Annotated in this window: 13 protein-coding genes and 1 pseudogene; 8 read left to right on the plus strand and 6 right to left on the minus strand. The window is 45.9% G+C overall.

Going from position 1 to position 21,820, the window contains the following annotated elements; translation table 11 throughout:
* Window positions 1–189: 189 nt before the first annotated feature.
* Window positions 190–363: a hypothetical protein gene (locus tag QT990_RS27625; protein WP_333466007.1), complete on the plus strand. Its 174-nt coding sequence runs from the start codon at window positions 190–192 to the stop codon at window positions 361–363.
* A 481-nt stretch (window positions 364–844) separates the two neighbouring features.
* Window positions 845–992: pseudogene (locus QT990_RS35910) on the plus strand (transposase family protein); the annotation flags it as partial.
* A 207-nt stretch (window positions 993–1,199) separates the two neighbouring features.
* Here the strand turns inward: QT990_RS35910 and QT990_RS27630 are convergent.
* Window positions 1,200–1,544 (minus strand): DUF4870 domain-containing protein, encoded by a 345-nt coding sequence (locus tag QT990_RS27630; protein ID WP_333058248.1) that lies wholly within the window; start codon window positions 1,542–1,544, stop codon window positions 1,200–1,202.
* A gap of 529 nt (window positions 1,545–2,073) precedes the next feature.
* On the opposite strand from QT990_RS27630, the gene prfC reads away from it, so the two are divergent.
* Window positions 2,074–3,702, plus strand: coding sequence for a peptide chain release factor 3 (gene prfC / locus QT990_RS27635; RefSeq protein WP_333146331.1), 1,629 nt, complete (start codon window positions 2,074–2,076; stop codon window positions 3,700–3,702).
* Between the two features lie 766 nt (window positions 3,703–4,468).
* Complete coding sequence (locus tag QT990_RS27640) at window positions 4,469–4,741, plus strand: hypothetical protein (protein ID WP_333146333.1); 273 nt, start codon at window positions 4,469–4,471, stop codon at window positions 4,739–4,741.
* Window positions 4,742–4,875: 134 nt separating this feature from the next.
* On the opposite strand, the gene QT990_RS27645 is transcribed toward QT990_RS27640, so the two are convergent.
* Entirely contained in the window at window positions 4,876–5,289 is a 414-nt protein-coding gene (locus QT990_RS27645) for a PIN domain-containing protein (protein WP_333146335.1), read from the minus strand.
* Window positions 5,286–5,636, minus strand: a complete 351-nt coding sequence (locus QT990_RS27650; RefSeq protein WP_333146337.1) for a hypothetical protein — start codon at window positions 5,634–5,636, stop codon at window positions 5,286–5,288. Before QT990_RS27650 ends, QT990_RS27645 begins: the two co-directional genes overlap by 4 nt.
* A 440-nt stretch (window positions 5,637–6,076) precedes the next feature.
* Between QT990_RS27650 and QT990_RS27655 the strand changes: the two genes are divergently transcribed.
* Together QT990_RS27655 and QT990_RS27660 are read left to right on the plus strand one after the other, a co-directional pair.
* Window positions 6,077–7,075, plus strand: a complete 999-nt coding sequence (locus QT990_RS27655; protein ID WP_333146339.1) for a hypothetical protein — start codon at window positions 6,077–6,079, stop codon at window positions 7,073–7,075.
* A 37-nt stretch (window positions 7,076–7,112) separates the two neighbouring features.
* Window positions 7,113–7,628: a hypothetical protein gene (locus QT990_RS27660; protein ID WP_333146341.1), complete on the plus strand. Its 516-nt coding sequence runs from the start codon at window positions 7,113–7,115 to the stop codon at window positions 7,626–7,628.
* Window positions 7,629–7,687: 59 nt separating this feature from the next.
* Here the strand turns inward: QT990_RS27660 and QT990_RS27665 are convergent, their stop codons facing one another.
* Entirely contained in the window at window positions 7,688–9,019 is a 1,332-nt protein-coding gene (locus QT990_RS27665; RefSeq protein WP_333146343.1) for a hypothetical protein, read from the minus strand.
* A gap of 262 nt (window positions 9,020–9,281) precedes the next feature.
* Between QT990_RS27665 and QT990_RS27670 the strand changes: the two genes are divergently transcribed.
* Window positions 9,282–11,870, plus strand: coding sequence for a M48 family metalloprotease (locus tag QT990_RS27670; RefSeq protein WP_333466008.1), 2,589 nt, complete (start codon window positions 9,282–9,284; stop codon window positions 11,868–11,870).
* 1,117 nt (window positions 11,871–12,987) lie between these two features.
* Entirely contained in the window at window positions 12,988–13,551 is a 564-nt protein-coding gene (locus QT990_RS27675; RefSeq protein ID WP_333309331.1) for an RNA-binding protein, read from the plus strand.
* A 286-nt stretch (window positions 13,552–13,837) separates the two neighbouring features.
* Here QT990_RS27675 and QT990_RS27680 read toward each other — a convergent pair whose 3' ends face one another.
* Together QT990_RS27680 and QT990_RS27685 are read right to left on the minus strand one after the other, a co-directional pair.
* Window positions 13,838–14,845 carry a tellurite resistance TerB family protein gene (locus tag QT990_RS27680; protein WP_333309333.1) on the minus strand — a complete coding sequence of 336 codons (1,008 nt, stop codon included), beginning with the start codon at window positions 14,843–14,845 and terminating at the stop codon, window positions 13,838–13,840.
* A gap of 316 nt (window positions 14,846–15,161) precedes the next feature.
* Window positions 15,162–21,245 carry a CHAT domain-containing protein gene (locus QT990_RS27685; protein ID WP_445305456.1) on the minus strand — a complete coding sequence of 2,028 codons (6,084 nt, stop codon included), beginning with the start codon at window positions 21,243–21,245 and terminating at the stop codon, window positions 15,162–15,164.
* Window positions 21,246–21,820: the final 575 nt, after the last annotated feature.

Genomic DNA, 21,820 nt, shown 5'->3' on the forward strand with positions numbered 1-21,820 from the left:
TCTATCCTTGCTCTTCGCTGTGCTTATCTCAACGGTCAACTTTCAATTTGATGTATTTGCCAAACTGAGATGCACCCTCGCGTGCGAGATTACTTGCGAACAAATGCCGATGTGAAGGAGGAGGATAGACATTTGTGCGATCGCCTTCAGTAAATTAGAATGAAGACCACCCTCAAGGAGGTAATACTAATGTTTACAAGCGATCTCAACGCGCTACTTGACCAACAAGCCCTCCAACGCCAAGATCCTGAAGGCCGCTACATTACCGATCGCGTTAACTGGGAGCAATATGAAGCCTTGCTCGCTACAAATGGCGATACTTCGGCATATCGAGTCACGTATTTAGGAGCGCGAATTAAATAACTTACAATTTTAATTGTTATGGTGGGATGGGCGTCCCGCCCGTCCAAAAAGGGCGGGCGGGACGCCCATCCCCTACTCCCCACAAACTTGTGTAAGTTATTTAATTCTCATTCCTTAGATCAATACTCCGGACAGTTTTTGAGACCGAGGCTGAAACCCTCATTCTACCGTTAGCATTTGACCTCACTGAGAAGGTTGAAACCCGCATTCTGCCGTTAGTGATTGAAAACTGTCCGGACTATTGTTAGATGGAGCCTTAGACATTATGTCACCCTCCCGGCGCAGGCTAAACGCATCTTAACTTTAACGCAAAATATGCTACAGTTAAATCCGACTAAATTTCAATGTATTTTGTTGTATTTTAGTGGGAATATCAAGGGCAATAGGTTTTAGTAAAGCTGTAAGTTTCCAACAAAAACAAACAGATTCCTGGTCTTCACTGAATATTTGAAATGCCAGTTTTTTAGAACATTTTGCCAGTTTGAAGGGCCCAAGAATAGAAAGAAGTAAAGCACACTTACTCAAAGATATTAGAGCGATTGCGATTCTAGCGATCCAGACGCGGTGCAGACGGATTGCTGGCAAGAGAAGCCTATGGTAACGCCAAATATGAATGGTTAAAAAGCTTTCGATAATTCAATACGCTTGGGCCCGTGGAAAATTATAGCGAAAATGTTGGGCGGAGTAAAACGGAGGGTTCGTTCACTCGTGCCCAACCTACGCACGATCTGTTTTTTTAGCACTAACCCAAGCGTATGGAGTTATAAAATAATTAAAAACCCGGTTTTTTCAAAAAATCGGGTTTTTGAAATAGATGGTGAAGCGCGATTTTCGGTCTAAACTATTCGGAAAATAAAAGGGTAGCGGTAAGGTTGGTTAGGAGTTTGCAAAACGTGGAGGATAGCCATTATTGTCAGTCCCCAGTGTAGCAGATAACCTAGGGGCACTAGGATAAAGCCAGCAAGACCAAAAGTGACGACAGTTAACGCCACAATTACGGCGCTGTACAGCCATACATTAAGGTGAAAATTGATGGCTTCTGTGGCGTTTTCTTTGACAACGGGGTCATCTGATACTAACAATACAGCGATCGGCGCTCCGATCGAGAACAGTAACGTGCTGAAAAAAATCGCCCCGTGGCACACCAGTGATAGCAGCTTTCGCTTGTCCGAGTCGTACATATTATTTTTGTTCCTTGACTTTAATGATAATTTTACCTTTAATAGCAACTGTAGCACAGGCTATAATGGCGATCGGGTGATGATTCCCCTACCTAATTGTGGTCAGTAACCCAGCCCTAAAGGGACTGAGCTTGTAAGAGTAATCAAGCAAGCTGTACTGACCAGCCTAAGTCTTAATTGACTACGTTATTTGAGTCACGACACCAGGCGAATGCGACGCCAGTTCCCTGCTCTGTCGCTTGCAATTAAACAGTTTTAAGGTCACTGAAACAGTGTTGCAAGCCTAACAAGCTCTTATAACCTTGGCGAGGCGAACATTACCCCGAAAGGGAGGCTCGAAAGAGCAAACATTATGCGTGAGCGGGTTGCGAGGTTTGAGGTGGTAATTGTCCCACTGAAAGTACATTACAAAAGTACACCGAATTAAGCAATCCCCGTGTAATGGAAAGATTCACGGCGGTTGAAACCGCCGAGCCGTTTCCCTCTCAGCCCTAAAGGGACTGAGTTCCCACTTACGGATTTTTTTTTGATGACAACAGAACTCGAAACTGAACTGCTAACTGCTGTTGAGCGCCGGCGCAACTTTGCTATTATCTCGCACCCTGACGCGGGAAAAACTACTTTGACAGAAAAGCTGCTGCTGTACGGAGGTGCAATTCACGAAGCAGGTTCTGTGAAAGCGCGGCGGGCTCAGCGACACGCTACGTCTGACTGGATGGCGATGGAACAGCAGCGGGGAATTTCTATTACTTCTACTGTTTTGCAGTTTGAGTATAAAAAATATCACATTAATCTGCTCGATACTCCGGGACACCAAGATTTTAGCGAAGATACTTATCGAACTCTGGCGGCGGCTGACAATGCGGTGATGCTTGAGGATGCTGCTAAGGGTTTGGAACCGCAAACTCGGAAGTTATTTGAAGTTTGTAAGCTGCGAAGTCTGCCTATTTTTACTTTCTTTAATAAGCTCGATCGCCCTAGCAGAGAACCTTTGGATTTGTTGGACGAAATTGAGAAAGAATTGGGGTTGCAGACTTATCCGGTAAATTGGCCGATAGGTACGGGCGATCGCTTTAAAGGTGTTTTCGATCGCAGGGCGCGCAAAATTCACTTATTCGAGCGGGCTAAACACGGTTCTCGTGCTGCTGTTGATACTGTCATCGAATTGGGCGATCCGCGCATTGAAGATTTGTTGGAACAAGACCTTTACTATCAGCTCAAAGAAGAGTTAGAACTGCTGGATGAGTTGGGAACTGAACTCGATTTAGATTTAGTTCGGGCTGGAAAAATGACACCAGTTTTCTTTGGCAGCGCCATGAGCAATTTTGGGGTCGAACTGTTTTTAGATGCGTTTTTAGATTACGCTATGAAGCCGATCGCCCGCAAGAGCAGCGCCGGAGACTTGCCGCCAACTTATGAAGATTTTACCGGGTTTGTGTTTAAATTGCAAGCCAATATGGACCCAAGACACCGCGATCGGGTGGCCTTTATTCGGGTTTGTACGGGCAAGTTTGAAAAGGACATGAACGTGACTCACGCTCGCAGTGGTAAAACGGTGCGTTTGTCAAGACCTCAAAAGTTATTTGCTCAGGATCGGGAGTCGATCGAGGTTGCGTATCCGGGGGATGTGATCGGTTTGAACAATCCGGGAGTATTTGCGATCGGGGATACTATTTACACCGGCCAAAAACTGGAATATGAAGGGATACCCTGTTTTTCTCCTGAACTTTTTGCTTTTTTGAGAAATCCCAATCCTTCTAAGTTTAAGCAGTTCCGCAAAGGCGTTTCTGAGTTGCAGGAAGAAGGCGCAGTGCAAATTATGTACTCAGTTGATGAGTCGAAACGCGAGCCAATTTTGGCGGCTGTCGGACAGTTGCAATTTGAAGTTGTGCAGTTCAGAATGCAGTCGGAATATAATGTGGAAACGACGATCGATATGTTGCCTTACAGTGTAGCTCGTTGGGTTGACGGCGGTTGGGAGGCGCTGGAAAAAGTTGGGCGGCTGTTTAATACGGTGACGGTAAAAGATACTTGGGGAAGGCCGGTTTTGCTGTTTAGGAATGAGTGGAATTGCCGACAAGTGGAAGGGGATCATCCTGTGTTGAAGTTAAATGCGATCGCCCCTGTGGTTTCGGGTTTGGCTGTTAGCGAGGAGTGAGGGGGATAGTTGGTTTGTAGGGAAACGGCATTGCCCATTAGTGTCAACTTAATCTCTTAGTCCGCCAGTCCGCCAGGGAATGAATTCCCTGGCTAATAGTGAAAGTCCTCTAAAGAGGACTAATGAGTTTAAAAGTATTTTTCTCAGTCCTCTTTAGAGGACTTTCGCTTTGAGACAGGGGTTTCAACCCCTGTCGGACTGTCGGACTCTCGAAGTGCGGGTTTAACGTTAAATTGACACCAATGGGCACTGCCGCATCCTCTAAAAAATCGGGATTGTTATTAACAAAAACCGTCATTACCACAGACAAAGGACACAACAGTGTTGTGTCCCTACCAATGATATTTATTGTAAGATTTGTAGGAAAAAGGCACTGCCCTGTACTCAATCCCGCCTGCTTAATCGAGTAAGGTGCGTCAAATCTAAATCCTCAGCCCGGCCCAAAACCTCTCAATCCCGATTGTCAATCCAAAATCCAAAATCTAAAATCCAAAATGGATTGACGGCGGCCCCCATCTGCGGCTACGCTTTGAAGTGAGAGGTTGCTTTGCTTGTAGAGGAGGCAGCCCGCGTCGCCCAAAAATCTAGTTGCACTGCCCAAAGCTGTTGGTAGCAGCAATGGACAGCATAACCGCCAAACTGGAATCAGCAGTCTGGAGGCTCCGAGAATCTTAACATTCTCTGTAGCCGCCCTGCTATGTCTTGAAATGCGGGGCGGCTGGGTTTTTGGGTTTTTCTAGAAAACCCAAAACCAGGAGAACATATTATGTCACAGGAATTCGTGCCTGACGACAACAAATCCCAATGCCCAAATGACGACTCAGCAGCAGTATGCGAACAGGAAGTGGTGCTGTTAACGGTTGTCGGTTCGCCCAAGGGTGTCAGGGAAACCATACTGACTTTGTACCGGCTGGGATTTGCAGAAGTGGGCGATTGGAGTCCCGTACAGCGTGCCGCTAATCCGAAGCAGGTGATGAGCGTGCTGATCCGTCGGAAGCGATCAACTGACGGTACATCGCCGAGAAAATCTGGGCGGTAAGCTGCAAGGTTAAGTTTTTTTAGGGCTTACGGATGAAGCCCAGAAACCGGGTTTTTACGAGAATACTGGGTTGTGACCCACACATTCGGTAAAAAACCCGGTTTCTTTGTCGGAGTGCGTAAGTCCTATTAATCTTATTCCAAACGTTTTAATAACTCTTTAGGTGATAGAATTGGTAAGGTAGCCCCAGCGAAATCTCCTGTATCGCGGGTTACAATCGCCTCCAAGTTATCTGACAGCGCACAAGCTAACTGCACGGCATCTTCAAAATCGGTTAAATTAGATGCAAATGCTATTTCCAAAACGTGGCGATCGACGGCAGATACTTTCATTAATGCTAGTGTTTCAGCAATAGCTTGCCTAGCGCGATCGAGGCTGCGAGTTTGCCTTCTGACAATATAGAAGATATTTGTTAAGGTTGTTGCCGTTACATATCCCTCAATTTGCTCATTTTCGATCGCCTCAAATAAAGCATCAGCATCTTCTACAAACGGTTCTCGTTCTAGCAAACTATCGAGAATAATGTTGGTGTCTATTAATACCTTCATTTTAGGTATTTCTCCACCAAACGTTCTTCTAGCATGGCTGCCACTTCGGCATCTGTTGGAGGTGGCGTATCGGTTTTTGCTAGCCCTCTGAGTCGCTTTGCCGCACCTTTGCGATCGCCCCGCAATCTAATTTTAACTTCGGTATTTGTTGGGAGTGGTGCATCAGTTTTTGGTAGCCCCGTCATCGGCTCGACGAAGTTATCTGGCAGGGATTGTGAGGGTCTGAGTTCCCGTCTGATGGACTCAACAATCGCGTTGACTAAAGCTAATCTGTCGGTAACTGATAGTTTGTGGGCTTCTCGGCTTAATGGCAGCCAAGGTATTTGCGGTATTTGGGATTCGTTCATATTTTTTATATTTTGATATTTTGATATTTTATAGGGCTATTGTAGCAAATTTAGGGCTTACGCGCGGGTGGCCAGAAACCGGGTTTTTATGACAATATTTGGTGGTGATTCGCAAATTTGGGAAAAAACCCGGTTTCTTTGTCGGAGTGCGTTCAGGACTGCGCGGGTGGGCAGAAACCGGGTTTTTATGTGGGGCCAGTAGTTTGTGTGACGACTCGTTATCCTTATTGTGTGTTGAATTTGGAGTGATTAGTCTGCCAGACTGATGTGTGGCGCTAGACAAACGAAGTCCGCACAGGCGGACTTTCTGTTTTTAAGTCTTGGATGAGGTACGGGAAGTGCGCTCGCCCTTTGATGCACTATTCGTGTGGTTGTGATAAAATGCAAGTAAACTAACTTTCGTTAGTGCAAGTCAGCCAACTGCTGCGAGGTTAAATGCTATGACACAGTTTGTTTTGGATAGCTTTGAAGAAGCTCTCACCTCTAGTATTAAAACGAAAATAGAGGAAGCTAGGCAAAAGCTCGAAACGGAATTTGTTAGTGCTGAATTTGAGAGTTTAATATCCACACTTACTACTAAAATTGATGAAATAAATAGTTTAGCCCCTTCCCATTGGAAGAATATCGAATTATTTAACCACGAAGACGCGAAGGACACGAAGTCAGAGGAAAGAAGTAGTAGATCATCTGCCGAGGAGGGAGTGATACGTGAACGTTTAACTGCTGAAGAGTTATTTGTAATATCAAAGAAGTTTCAAGAGGTTAACGAATTCGTACTTTATGACATTGGCAACTATGCTTGGAAAATATCTTTAGACGAAAAGTTAAAGGAGGTCATAAAAAAATTCAGTGATGATTGTAGTAAGGATTTAAAGACTTGTCAAATATTGTATGAGGCTCTGGGTTTGATTAATTTAGCGAGCACTACAAAAGATGGGATAGATGCATGCCTACATTATTTTAGAGCATATCAACTATTTCGAGAACTTGCTACTAATTATTGGGATAATATTCCGGTTGAAGGTCGGCAACCTTTTTCAGTCCTTCATACAAAAATATTAGAAGCGGGAACATCTTCGCTTCTTTCAGTATTTGCAAAAGATAAAGACCTTAAATTACTCAAGAAAAAGCAACTAGAAAATCTGTCTATTTCTCTAGAAGAAATATCGAAATTAAATCCTTTGAATGGGATAAGTAACTACTTACCAGAACTAGAAAAGCTGGTCAATGTAGCTGTGGAGCAAACTAGGCAGTGGATAGAATTGGGTATTGATATTAGCGATCCATGTGTGATAACACCTTTAGAAGAGACTGCAGACAAATATCCAGCAATTGCTGAATACTGCAACGATCGTTTAATAGAATTGGTGAAAGAACAAATGAATCAAATGAAAAATTCTTTACCAGATGTAAACGAAGAAGTTTTAGATGAGTTTTGATGATAAAATTTTAAGGAAAAAGTATGATTAAGTATTTATGACTTGGGAAAAATTTTTAGCTGAAGGAGATTATGCTGTAACACTTATTCGCAATGGACTGAGGAAACGGGGAATTAATACAGGAGAGTCTATTCTTACTCAGTTTAATACTGACGAAGATATTCCTGTGTATGATAATTTAGGCAATAAAATTTTTTGGATATCTGTAAAAACAGTATTTCAGTCTATTACAGATCCGATTCGACAAATACCGCCCGGTTATAAAGGTTGGATGTGCGGTGAAGTAGAAAGTAAACAATGGGTAAACCCGCCAGCAGTAGTTATTTGGTACTGTCGAAATACCAAAATAGCTTGGGGAGCAATAACGCCAACACGTCCCAGTACAAAGTGGATTATTTATCCAGATAGATACGGTACAAAAATAGATAAACGCAAAACAGCAGCGACAGGTAAAACTCATTATATTTACCCTTCTTATTGTGTGCCAACTTCTGAAATAATTAGTAAAGATGAAGTTATCAATTATATTCAGCAGTTATCCATATCATGTTAATTCACAATGATACAAAGCTTGTCAGGTGTGGAAATAAAAATTGCCGCCAACAACATCAATCAATGTTGGAGTGCGTCAGCCGATCGCACTTCGCGATCGACATAGCTGAGCAAGAGATCCGTTAATTCCTCTGTCTTATTTTTTAACTTCGGAATCCGCGAAAAATCCGACGCCAGCAACTCAATTCCCCGCCTTCTTTCTGCCAGCACCACATCCGCGCACAAACCTAAATAAAACGGATGTACCGGCAAATTCTCCCAATTATCATCGGGATTGACGCTGGCATATTTAATTACAGCATCAGCCAAATCAGCCTTGTCAATCTCCACTTTGTGCAAGTAATCCCTAGCATCGGCGGGAGACAAATGCCACACCAATTGTTTATCTATATAATCTTCTGGAATCGGAAACCTCGGCGCATTCGGCCACCGCAATTGCGTCACGGGACACTCTCGCCCCGCCACAGCAACCACAATCCCCAATTTGTAATCCAATGCCCTCAACAACCGCCTAAACCACTCATCTTGATACCAAAAAGTTGCGCCTTGAGAATTGCGTTTTTCATCCCACATTTTCTCGTGAGTATCGAACAACATCACGAGGCGATCGGGTTTATTTCTACCAGCCATTGCCGCATTCAAATCCCCAGCAAACAATTTAGGCAAACAGTCGGTTAACTCAGTATCAATATCTTGACGGCGAATTTGATCCGCTTTTTCGTCGCTGACACCCAAGCGATTTTGAATTAATTTCATCGCCCGCTTAATCCCGCCGAATTTATCTATCCCTTTGAGTACCGCCACCGCTTGCGCTACCACCGGAAAATCGGCAAAAGTTTCAACTACAGGTGCCACCAATTCCGCCACATCATCGGGGAAAAGTTGGTTGAGAGTTGCCTGTGATTCGCCTTTGTTCAGCAAATACCAAAAGCAAGCAAAGTCATAATTGGGAAATTTAAATTTATATTTCTTAGTGGCTGCTGCAACATTTCGCCGAAGCATCAGCAAGCCGTAAAATCTATCTTGCGGTTTATCTTCTTTAATCGGTATCAATCCGAAATCGTGTCTGACTACGGGTATGGGAGTATAGGTTTTAGGTTCAGCGTGGCGGACGAAATCAGCAACTTCGGCCGCTTTTGATTCGGGGAGTGCGCGCAATTGTTGCCAAACCTGCGGCGAAAATCTTTTGCAGCAGTTATACTGCAAGTGTTTGAGGAGCAATGACTTGCCGTTGCCTCCATCGCCGTAAAAATACAAAATTTGTTCGCGGGGCGGGTCTTCGTTTAAATAAAAGGCAAATCGGCGGGTAAATTCGTGTCTGTCTGTGAAGAGTTGGAGTTTGCGATCGTCGCTAATTGATTCGGTTTCAAAATCTTCGTCTTCGATCGGCATAAATGTATTGGTGAGGACTTAATTCAATTGTAGATTAAAACCCGGTGATTGAAAGAGCACCGGAATAATAGAGGAGACGGCAATGCCGTGTCCCTACCCCAAAATAATATTGTAGGGACTAAGAGGAGACGGCAATGCCGTGTCCCTACCCCAAAATAATATTGTAGGGACACGGCACTGCCGTGTCCTAATTTCTGTGTTAAAACCGTAATCTATCGATCGCCCAAGCTATCTTAGACAAGGCGCTAGTGCAATCACTGTTATGGCATCTCCAAACCATCAAAATTCGGCGGATTTATCTGCAAAACAAGCTCTAGAGGCTGGTTTAGCTGCTTTGAAAGCGCGGGATTACGATCGGGCGATCGCCCTTTTAGAATCCGTTACCCAAACCGCCGCCAATCAGTCGTCGGGAATCCGCGCGCAGATGGGATTAGTGGCTGCGTACAAAGCAACCGGTAATGTCAAAAAGGCGATCGCCCTGTGCTCTTCCCTCGCCAAAAGTCCCAACCCTCAAGTCAAAACTTGGGCCGATCGCGCTTTAACAGAATTAACCCCCCCTCGCCCCCCAAAACCACCGGAAAATCAACCAAAATCCGCAGAAACTCCCCCCGAAACAGGCTTTGTCGCCTTTGATGCCGGAACAAAATCGCCGGAAAAAACGCCTGGGGGCGATCTACCGACCGCCGATAAAAAAACAGGATTTTTACCTTTAGAGCCGGCTGTAGAGCCTGGGAACGCCAAATCGCAACCGATTTCCCCGCCACATCCACCCCCCACACCGCCGATTCGCCCGACATCAGAGGGCGGGCACGGGGGCCCGACATCAGAGGGCGGGCACGGGGGCCCGACATCAGAGGGCGGGCACGGGGGCCCGACATCAGAGGGCGGGCACGGGGGCACCGCCCCTACAGAAACCGCACCGGATACCGCAGAAATTAGTGGCGAAAATAGTTCCGCTTCCCCAACAGATATTCCCGGAGTCGCCAGCCCAGATACTTACCAACTCACTTGGCGCGAAGCAGGGCGCGCGAAAAGCCCGCGCCCGCTCAAACCGCTGAAGTTGCTGGAGTTTCGGCTGCAAGCCGTTGCAAGTGCGATCGCCCTATTTTTCCTAGCCCGGTTTGTGCTGCAATTCTTGCTGACAAACACTAATTCTCTGTTGGTTCAGCTTTACATATTCAGTAGACTGCCTATTTTCGCGCCGATTCAGCTTTTTTACCGCGATCCAACTCCGTTTGTTCAGATGGTTTTTGGATTGCTTTTGGCCTCGTCTCCGTGGCTGATAGACGCGCTGCTGAAACTGTTTTGCGGCATTGAAACCCTGCGCGGGTCAGTTTTATCGAAGCACAGCAAGGAAGCTAGTCGGGTGGTGCGAAGTTATTGTACGAAGCAAAATATGCCGGTGCCGGTGCTGAAACTCTTGCCGCTGAATGTTCCTGTAGCTTTCTGTTACGGCGGTTTGCCCCGTTTTGCTCGGATTGCTGTGAGTCGCGGGCTGTTGGAACAATTAACGGATGATGAAATTGCTACTATTTTCGCGCGGGAGTTGGCCCATATCTCTCACTGGGATTTTGCGCCGATGTCGCTGGCGCTGCTGGTGATTCAGATTCCTTACCTGATTTATTGGCAGGTGGCGCACTGGCAAGAGCGGTTGTGTGATTTAATGACGATCGAGTTTTTGCGTTCTGCTGTCAAATTTGTGGCCGCTGCAATTTCTGCTACCAGTTATGGGATTTATAAGTTGTTGCGCTGGCCGATGTTGTGGCTGTCGCGCCGCAGAGTGTATTTTAGCGATCGCACTGCTGCGGAAATTACGGGTAATCCTAACGGTTTGACGCGGGCACTGGGTAAAATTGCGATCGGCATTGCTGATAATATCGAACAGCAAAAACAAACTAGCTTTTTCCTCGAAAGTTTCGATCTATTGTTACCCGTAGGTGTTGGACAAGCTGTAACCCTTGGTTCTGCTGCATTACACGCGCCGCTAGAACAGATTTTGCTGTGGGATGTCAGCAATCGCGAGCGCAATTGGTTGACGGTTAATCGCGCGCATCCTTTGCTGGGAGAGCGTTTGAAGCTGTTGGCTCTTTATGCTCAATTCTGGCAACTGGAGACAGAGTTAGATTTGGCAAACGCGGGAGTGCCAGAACAGCCCCGGAAAGGAAAATTGTCTGTGTTTAAGTCAATACTCGAATTTAAAGACTCAAAACTATTTTTACAGGGTGCGCCGTTTTTTGGGATTCCGATGAGTTTGGCGATAGTCGGGGTGCTTTGGCTGATTGGGGGGATTTTTTCGAGGACGAGTATTTGGCAGTTGGATTGGCTTTGGGGCGATCGATCTATTCTTTGGGGCTGTTTGCCGATCGGATTTAGCATCGGTACTTTGATGCGGATCAATTATTTCTTCCCGGATATTATACCGCGAGAAACCGCTTCGCCGAGTTTGCCGGAAATTTTGTCAAATCCTGAGAGTTTGCCGCTGGATGCTGAACCGGTGCGGCTGGAAGGGCAACTTTTGGGTCGATCGGGTATGAGTAATTGGCTGGGACAAGATTTGATTTTGCAAACGGCGACAGGGTTGGTGAGGTTGCACTATGTTTCGAGGTTTGGCTACATTGGCTCTTTGTGGCCATTTTTGTTCAAAGAGACTACTCGCCCCAGCGATTTGATCGGAACATCTGTTGTGGCGACTGGTTGGCTGCGCCGGGGTGCTACTGTGGCGATCGACCTTGAAAGTCTCCGCAGTCAAGGAGGGAGGGTTAGTGACAGCGGACATCCGATTTGGTCTGCGGTTTTGGCCTTTGCTGCTGCTTTTTGGGGCGCATACATCATTATCCAGGGCCCAAGGTGAGGAATAGTTGTCCGATTGTGGGGTGAATCTCACATCTTGCACCTTTCTCAGGAACAGGCAAGATGCCTGTTCCACAAGAAAATTCACTCTTTGTGGAACAGGCATCTTGCCTGTTCATAAAAAGCTTATTGAGAAAGGTGCAACATCTCAGGTGAATCGATCTCAACGCGCAGCCTCGATCGGTGTTGAGTTAAACAGGGGATTGGCGATCGGATTCTGGAGTTTCTCCCTACGCACCCTACAGTCTATCCGTTACATCCGTTACATCCGTTACATCCGTTACAAAATCCGTTGCCGAACTTCCTTCGTAAAGAAAAGTTGCTTTTTTGCCCGCAGCCTGTTACATTAGTTTACATGAATTGGATTGAACCAAATAGCGCGATAACTTCAGTTGGCTAAAATCCCTTAAGGCATTGCGTAAAAATTGTCAACATCCCAACACAGCAAGTACAGCCAGCCGCTTGTCGGCTGTTTTTTTTCGATCGCTATTTTTGCTGTGCCGGATGAATTCTCAAAAGTGATTCAGATGTGGTTTCCGTTAAATTCAGACTGAAATCTTCCTAAATAACTAGCTCTGTTACCAAGGCTGTGATACCTTTAAAGAATGCTCGGACTCTGCCGGGCCTGATTTAAGGGATAGCGGGTAAGTGAGTAGTTCTCAGCATTAGGAGCGAGATGAGGAGCGAGGTAAGATTACTGGCTGAAAAAATGTTAGCCATTTTATCCATCACTGTATTAAACTGAATATTGGCATTCCGATCGCTTGCAATTGACACATCCTTGGACATAAATTTCTAGACGGCGCTGGCTATAAACATTCTGAATCAAAACCGGAAGCAAGTAATACAGAATAGCCAATAGCCTAAACATTTGAGTGATGACTAAAAGTTTACACAACAACCTGAGATTTAAAAGCTCTCTGCATCGGCGGTTAAGTTCCGGCCTTATCAGAGTAAATCATCTTTTTGTTCTAAAAGGTGGGGGAGCTGTCAAGGTTGGTGGGAGGAATGCGCCAATTTTCGGGTTATGTGGTGTTTGCCTGAAGTCAATATTCAGTTGAGTTCAGGTAATTCTGTTCGAGCAAATTAATTAAAATCCAAGTCGGGAGGAATTTTTCATGTCTATTCGTCTTTATGTTGGCAATCTACCGAAGGAACTCGATCGCCAAGAATTGCAAGAAGTTTTTGCACCGGAGGGCGAATCTGTTACCACCAAGGTAATTACAGACCGCAAAACTGGAAAATGCAGAGGATTCGGTTTTGTGACGGTGCTAACCGACGAACAAGCCGACCAAGTTATTGAGAAATATAACGGCTTGATGTTCAAAGAAAACCCGCTGAAAATAGAGAAGGCATTGCCCCGCTCTAAGGGTAAATCTGAGAAGGGCGAAGACGATCAGCAGCAGTCGCAGCAGTCACCGCAGTTGGTGTCGGCATCGCCGTCTGTGCCAATGCCTGTGCCTGCGCCACAGCAACAGCAGCGCTCGGCTCCCCCTAGCCAAGGTGGAGGCGGTTCCAGCAAAAGCAATCGCCGTCGGGGTGACAACAACAAGTCTCGCCGCAATCAGTCAGCAGCAACGGTGTCGAGCCCTGATTCCGGCTCAGTGCAGCCAGATCCGCGCTGGGCGAGTGCTCTGGAAGAACTCAAGCAAAGATTGGTGGAAGCTCAGACTACTAATTAGTCGAAAATGGCGGCTAATTGCTGCTACCTCTCGACTGTGGTTGACTGAATGTATCTGGAAGTGCGATCGAGAATTGGTCAAAAAACCCTGTTGTCGATCGCACTATTTTATTGCAAAAAAACCTGTAATATCATGTCCTATCAATTACCATTAATATGGTAGGGGCGGGTTCACCAACAATACCCGCCAATAATTGACAATCTCAAAAACCCGCCCCTACCGGGTTCTTACGGTCAATCGATCGCACCAGTCCCAATTCTTTAATCGAAAAAGGTATAAGTCCTCTTTATTCGATCGGCCCGAATTCGATTGTCTCAATAAACCCAAAAATCTTGTTCATAATTCCCTCAACTTCAGACTCCAGGGAACCCAATTCATCCCCCTCCTGATAAATGCGCTGACAGCTTACCGTGTAGCAAAAATCGTCAGCAATAAAAGCCATAAGTCCCCGGTAAGCATCCAACCGAGTCAGAGGGCCATCGTTTTCTTGCACGCTGATAGTTGCACCCGTCGGCAAATCTAAAACCACGAAATAAGCTTCTTCATCTTCTAAATATTCCGCGTGGAGTAACTTAGAATTGGGAACATTAGCAAGAATTGCCTGAGAAACAAAATTGTCGAGAAAAGACTTGAGATAAGCTTCCTCGCCAACCGACTCGATTGTTTCTTCCACTTCACCAGCAACAGGGAAATAATCTATTTTCAGCAAAACGCCAAAGTCGTCAGAAAATGCGACACAGCCTTCTTGCTCATCCATTTTACCGCCTCGTTCCTGGTCAACTGGAATGGGAACGCTAAAATTGCCTTCAGGAGATACGTACCATGCCGCATCGAAATCAGACTCTTCGCCCTCCACTTCCGAGTAAGCAGCAGTTACATCCTCAATAATTTCTGCAGCTTCCTCGTCTTCCACACCTAATGCTTGCTGGAATTCCTGGAGAAAAGCCTGGTGCTTCTGAGATATTTCGCCATCTGCGACAAACATTGCTGCGGTTATGGCAAAAGTATCCAAAACTAACTCATCTGGCATAGATTCCCAAGCAGTATTAAATAATGCTCCTAAACCGTCTTGGGCGACAATACCTGCGAGTCTTTGAAACATTGCTGACATATCATCTTCCGAGTATTCAGCAAATATTTCTGATTCCCAAAGTATGCTTTCTAAGATATCAGCATCCGTATCAGGGGAATTTGCCTCGGCTGCGACAAGTGCTACCGCTGCTACGGATTCTTCTAAAGTCAAGCTTGCTTCGGATTGGTCTTCTGAATTGAATATTTTATCAAACTTGCCCACAGGTTTTGCCCCGCTAGTGTTTAGTTTTGCTATTCATAGCAAATTTATGACATAAAAAGATAGTAGTCAATCGATTTTAGATTTTAGATTTTAGATTTTAGATTTTAGAATTGAAGCATTGACTTGCGCGAGATAAATTCGGGGGCTCCTTTATCGGATACAGGTTTTTTATTTCTGGACGGATGAATCACGTGGCGGGTATCCTGGATGCTTGATTGTCAGGGATACTCTGGACGCCGGACACTGGGCCGTGTTGTTTGCCTACAGATATCGCACCCGACATGGCGCCGTGCCGTTTCCCTACAAATATCGCCTATTACCAAGGACTGCCAATTATTGTGAATCCGGCCCAAAAGTTCGGGTGAGAGAAATCTGCATTTGCTACTTGTGTGGCTTGATTAATGTCGATCGCGCCTTGAGTTCCCCGCAATTGACCGTCTTTTACTACAATTTGTTTGTGGATCATTGCCAGTTGAGCTTTTCTGAGGGCTTCAGCTTTAATTGGCGCTGAACGCAAATTGCCATAAAACTCGGTCATCAACGCCAAAGTGCCGATATCATTAACTTTCCACAAACTCGCTACCGCTGATTTGACACCGCTGCGGACGGCCAGTCCAGCAAATCCCATTTCTGCTGTATTGTCGCCGATCGCAGTTTGGCACGCACTCAGCACTAATAATTCTACTTGTCGGCGATCGTACCACTTCGCCAACCTAAATTCATCCAGCGCCAAAGAGCTGTCCCACAAATCAATCTCAGCTTCTTTTCTTCCATTTTCGCCTTGAGGAAAACTGGCGTGAGTAGCTAAGTGAACGATTCCAAATGCCTGTTGTTCTCGCTGTTTTCTCAGGTTTTCTAGGGTAAATTCTTGATTGAGAAAAGAGCGGCCTTGCCACAAGGGAAATGCTGCTTGATTTTGCGTTTCTGTTCTCCTCCCGGCGATCGCAGATAATTCGATCGGCACCGCAGCCAAACGCTCTTTCTTGGTGTGTGGAAACTCTGAAGCACCCATTGCTAAAACTTGAGCGTTTTTCAAACTTTGATACTTTGTGTTACTCAGGCTGACACTGGGAATTGAGCCGAGGCTGTACTTTTCTACTAGAAATTGCTTGCCGTCGTGCAAAGCGGATAGTGGCAGTTGGCGCAAACCTGCATCGAATGAAAAAATTAGCGTATCGATATTTAACGATTCCAATTCTTTAGATATTGGTGCAATTAACCATTGATAAAGTTGCTGCGCGTTTTCCAAATATGCTGTATCTTGGGAACTTTGTGGCTGTGCCAAATAGCCCTGAAAAAGATTCACAGTTTTTAGCAGTGTTTTGCTGTTAACCGGCGCTTGTTTGAGAATAGGAGGCCCGTCGGGAACTACTAACACTAGCGACACTTCTTTGAGCCGGACGATCGCGTAAACAATTACAGCTTGCTTCCCGGTTTCCTCCTTAATTGTTTTGAGAGTTTCTCTCAGATATTGAACGTTGATTTTTTTATCGGTGAAATTTTCCCCATAATAATTTTCGTAGTCTTGTTCAAAGAGTTGGTCAATTAGGGCAACAGCATCATTAGCATTGCCTTGGTCTAAAGTTTGTTCGACGAGCGATCTGCTAATTTGTGAGGGAAAGAGATTTGGGATATCTGCGGGTAAGGGATTTTCTGCGATCGGAGGGGGAATTGGCGCTGGTGCGGGAATTGGCGCTGGTGCGGGGGCAGGAGTTGGAGTTGGGGCTGGTGTTGGTGCGGGCGCTGGAGTTGTTGCTGGTGCTGGTGTTGGTGCGGGTACTGGATTAACGGGAGGTGATTCTATTTGCGGCAGAGAGATTTGGGGAATATTTACCAACCAATTAGTAGGGTTTTCAGCAGGTTGTTCTGGAAGAGGCGTCTCGGCGGGAGGGGGATTTAAGACTATGTATCCGTCGGGTTGTTCGGTGGAAGAAGCGCCAAGCTGCGGCGGGTTTTCGGGAGGGTTTTCTGAAGCTGGGATAAAGGTAAGATTGGGTGTTTCAACAACGGGCGGTATGTCGATCGATATTTGTCGATTATTGTCTAGTTGGAAGCCAACTCTGGTATTTCCAGTTTCAGGATTTAGCTCGAAAGAAGTTTCAGCACCCAATAAATCGCCAATTAAAAAAGCTAAATTTTGTTGGGGAGTTTGGCTGGGGCTGACAGCGGGTGCGGGGACGGGTGCAGGCGCGGGTACGATCGCACTTACAGGCGCGGGTACGATCGCACTTGCAGGTGCTGGCTGAATCTGAGTTAGAGGCTGGGTTACGGAGGCAAGAGGGGCTGTGGGCGAGGGATTTGGTGGGTTTGAAGGTGGAAGGGCGATCGCAGGTTGAGTGGCGAGGGAGGAGTTGATTTGGGAAACAGAGGGAAGGGTAGGCCTCGAAGCTATGCGGGCAGCAGCGTTTGGGGTTGTGGGTGTTGAGGGCTGTGTGGGGCGCGCGCGGGGTGGCAGTACGAATGAATCGGGCAATTGAGGTAGTTGGAAGTCGATGGGAAAACCAGGTATCGGATCGGGTGTTGCCGAAGGTGCGATCGAAGTTTGGGGAATTGGGGCAGGTGGGATAAATATTTGGCGAATTGGGGAAGGTGCGATCGAGCTTTCCGGTGTTGGGGCAGGTGCGATCGAGCTTTCCGGTGTTGCCGAAGGTGCGAGGGGTAAACGTGGTGGGAGTTGCGGTGGGGGTGTGGGTGCGGGCGCTGGAGTCGGTGTTGGGGAAGGCGCTGGAGTAGCTGCGGCTGTGGGTGCAGGCGTTGGAGTAGCTGCTGGTGTCGGTGCGGGCGTTGGAGTAGCTGCGGGTGTCGGTGCGGGCGTTGGAGTAGCTGCGGGTGTGGGTGCGGGCCTTGGAGTAGCTGCGGCTGTGGGTGCGGGTGTTGGAGTAGCTGCGGCTGTGGGTGCGGGTGTTGGAGTAGCTGCGGCTGTGGGTGCGGGTGTTGGAGTAGCTGCTGGTGTGGGTGCGGGTGTTGGAGTAGCTGCTGGTGTGGGTGCGGGTGTGGGAGTAGCTGCTGGCGTGGGTGCAACTATTGGCGGCGGTACGGAAATAATTTGAATGCGATCGACATCCTGTTTGTGAGTATAGAGATATTCGCGATCGGGCAAAATTGTTTGAATAGGATTAGAATTTCCCCTAGTAATTGCACCCGCCGTTCCATTTATGGCAGAATCACCGACAATAAACGGCGTTAATCCTGCGCCTCCGTGGCGGATAATTATAGTACCGCCGCTGCTATCTCCAGGACTTCCAGCCGTAGAAATGCTAGCATTGATGCCGTTTCTGTCTGTGAAGGAATTGAGCGATCGAAAAAACATTCCCATCAGAATCTCCACATTTCCGCCGATACCGCTGCCCTGACTCTGAGCATCAATTTGATTCACAGTAATATTGCCAGAAGTGCTGCGGTTATAAGCCGTGACATTCCCTGCATTCCCCTGCGCCGAAGAGTCAATTTTACCAACAGTAATACTTCCGGTAGCGTCGAGCAAGATACTGCCGCCATTACCAGCAGACGAGGTATTGATATCGCCCGCAGTAATATTAGTTCCAGCATTCAAATCGATATTGCCGCCCGTGTTAGGGGAAGTCGCATCGAGATTTTGGGTTGTGATTTCTCCGTTCTCACTAAACAAAGAAATTCCGGCGGGTGAGGTAATATTTTTGGTGGTAATATTATTTGTAGTAATAATGTTAATTGCAGCGGGACTTTCGGGGATATCATCTTGAATATTGACGCTGTTGAGGGGAGCAACACTGCCCACAGCACCACCAAAGTCAACACTTCCGGCATCGGGTTGAACAGTCAGACTGTAAGGCCCGTCAACAGTAGACTTAAAAGTAATATCGCCCATCTCTAAAATTTTGACCGACAGGTTATCACCTAATGTCACCGGAGCGTTAAAAGTAATATTATTGCGGTTGGTTTCGATATTTCCCTTAGCAGTAATACTGTCCTTAGCCTTGATATCAATATTGCCACCAGTCACAGTAATACTGGGAGCGAAAGTGCGGGAATTAATATCAGATGTCGAAACTGTTCCGCCAGCATTTATGGTGACTCCTCCGCCCTTACCATTTGCCGCAGCGGTAATAATTGGGCCGGCAGTTGTGTCGATATTACCGCCGCTTTGAATGCGAAGATTTCCGCTATTGGCATTGAACCCGCTTAATAATAGGGCGCTACCAATTCCTGCCGTACTGATGTTGGTTGCGGCTTCGAGGGAAATATTGCCGCCGTTGTTGCCGCCGATCGCGTTGATGATTCCGGCGGTAGTATCTATAGAACCGCCGCTTTTGAAGGTTATTGAGCCGCCGTCTTGATTGCCGATCGCCCGGATGTCGCTGGTAGTAATATTTCCCCCAGAATTTAGAGTGACATTGCCGCCTGTGTTAGTTTTAAGATCGGGAGATGAACCGTCATAACTTGTCAATAACTGACCTGTAGTGATATTTCCGTTGCTGTTAGTAAAGTTAAGATTTCCACCCTGTATTCCCGATACTAAAACATCGCCTATATTAATGTCACCGCTGGCAGTAGATAAAGTAACATTGCTACCGTTGCCGTTAGTAGAATCACCTGCAATCGCGGTTCCTGTTGTCGGTGTTGTGATGCCGCTCTTAGCTTGAATGATAATATTTCCAGCTTGCTTATTTTCACCGCTAGCATTTAGCGATTCGAGATTTGTCGAGCCACCACTATTAAGATTTATTGCACCACCTTCTTGCTTGCCTGTGGCAGAAATTTGATGGGCATTAATATTGCCAGCAGCATTAAATCTAATGTCACCACCTTTATCATTGTCAGCATTAGTTGATATAATTTCACCGCTGACATTGATATTTCCCGCTGTACTTGTAATAGAAATATTACCGCTCGTTCCAACTCCATTATTAGTAGCGCGAGTATAAATATTGCCAGTTGTAATATCATTTTTAGCTTCTATGGAAATAGAACCTCCATTTCCAAATGTAATTCCAGTATCTAATTTATCAGCCACATTATCAGCTTGGGGAATTCCATTATATAATTGACCCGAATTAAGATTGATACTTCCTTCTGTACTGGTGATATAGATATTACCACTTTTACCAGTTGCTCCACTCCAAAGAAAAGTTAGTATACTACCAGTAGTGATGTTATTTCTAGCTTGTAGGGTAATTTTTCCAGCATTACCATTATTAGCTCTCGCATCTAGAATACCAGCACTGGTATTGATATATCCGCTTATGCTAGTTATAGAAATATCGCCACTATTTCCATAACTGGGAAGACCACCAAAGGATTGATTTACTGCCGATTCTATAGTGCCTGTAACAATATCTTGCTGAGCTTTTAATATTACTGTACCACCGTTCCCATTTTTAGCAAACGCAGATAATTGACCAGCAGTAGTGTCGATGCTTCCTGCGGTACTCACGATCGTGATATTGCCTGCATTACCTTTACCTGATTCACCACTCCAATTACTATTAATATCTCTGAGGATAATGTTACCTACAGCTTGTAAAATTACAGAACCAGCATTAACGGCATCAGTTGTAGATGAGGTATTAATAGTTCCTTTTCCAACAGCATCTCCATTCTCTACTTGCACACCACCAGTTAATTCTACTTGCCCTCCAGCGTTGACTGTCACCCCCGTTGCACTTCCTCCGCCACCCGCCAACAACTGCGGCAAAGATGCAACCGGCAACACCCAATTTTGAGGCAAACTGCCTGCTACAGATTGCGCCTGAATCTCCAAACTCAACAGATTTCCCGGTTGACTAATTCTGACTAAACTCTCCCCCGGTACAGCCGCAACAGTAATATTTCCTCCCGGTGCAGAAAGTTGTCCCGTACTCAAAACCGTGCCACCCAATAAAGTTAAATTTTGCCCTTGTCCCACAGCCAAATTACCTAAATTGACAATTCCTCCCGGCTGTGTATTTGTCAAAGCAAAACTATTAGGATTTCCCACTAATTGAGTATAATTATTTGTACCAGCCGCACTAAACCAGTTATTGTTAAAGCCGATGCCCGTCGCAGTAGTAGCAGTGAAAGCAGCAGGCACGTTCAAACTGGCATTTGCACCAAATACAATGCCCGCCGGATTCATTAAAAATAAATTGGAATTGCCGCCAGTTATTTGAATTAATCCGTTAATCAGCGAAGCATCGCCGCCGACAACTCGCCCTAAAATATTGCGAATATTGGGATTTGATATAAAATTGGCAGTTTGCCCTTGAGTTAAACCAAATTCTTGGAAACTGTGAAAGAGATTTGTGCCGTCACCGGATTGTTGGCCGCCGTTGATGTTGAATTGGTTGCCGCTGGGAGTAATTTGAGTATTGGTTCCGTCGTTTGCGGGGGTAATTTGGGCTGTGGCTGTTTGGGATGGGGGGAAAAGTCCTATTTCCCACATTGCTAAGGTGGTGAATGAGAGAAAGGTGAGGAAAAAGCGGTTTTTTTTGTGTGTTGATTTCATGGTTTTGTTAGTAGATGTTATGATCGTAGATTCATCAACAATAGATTATAATATCACCATCCTGTAGGGGCGGGTTCACCGAAATATATGACACCCAACGACGAATCGTAAAACCCGCCCCCACCCCACCCAAATATTAATAATTCATTGAATTTAACCATAAATTGATGTTATTTGGGGTTGTTGGTTGGGTGGGGGCGGGTTTATTAAAATTGTTTTTGGGTGACAAAATTAGTCGCGAACCCGCCCCTACGAATTTTGGTTATTGCGAGCGTAGATTCATCAACAATAGATTATAATATCACAATCCTGTAGGGGCGGGTTCACCGAAATATATGACACCCAACGACGAATCGTAAAAACCCGCCCCCACCCCACCCAAATATTAATAATTAATTTAATTAAACCAGAAATTGATGTGATTTGGGCTTGTTGGTTGGGTGGGGGCGGGTTTATTAAAATTGTTTGTGGGTGACAAAATTAGTCGCGAACCCGCCCCTACGAATTTTGGT

Origin of the sequence: Microcoleus sp. T3_B1, from assembly GCF_036700445.1 — a bacterium.
Taxonomy (GTDB): domain Bacteria; phylum Cyanobacteriota; class Cyanobacteriia; order Cyanobacteriales; family Microcoleaceae; genus Microcoleus.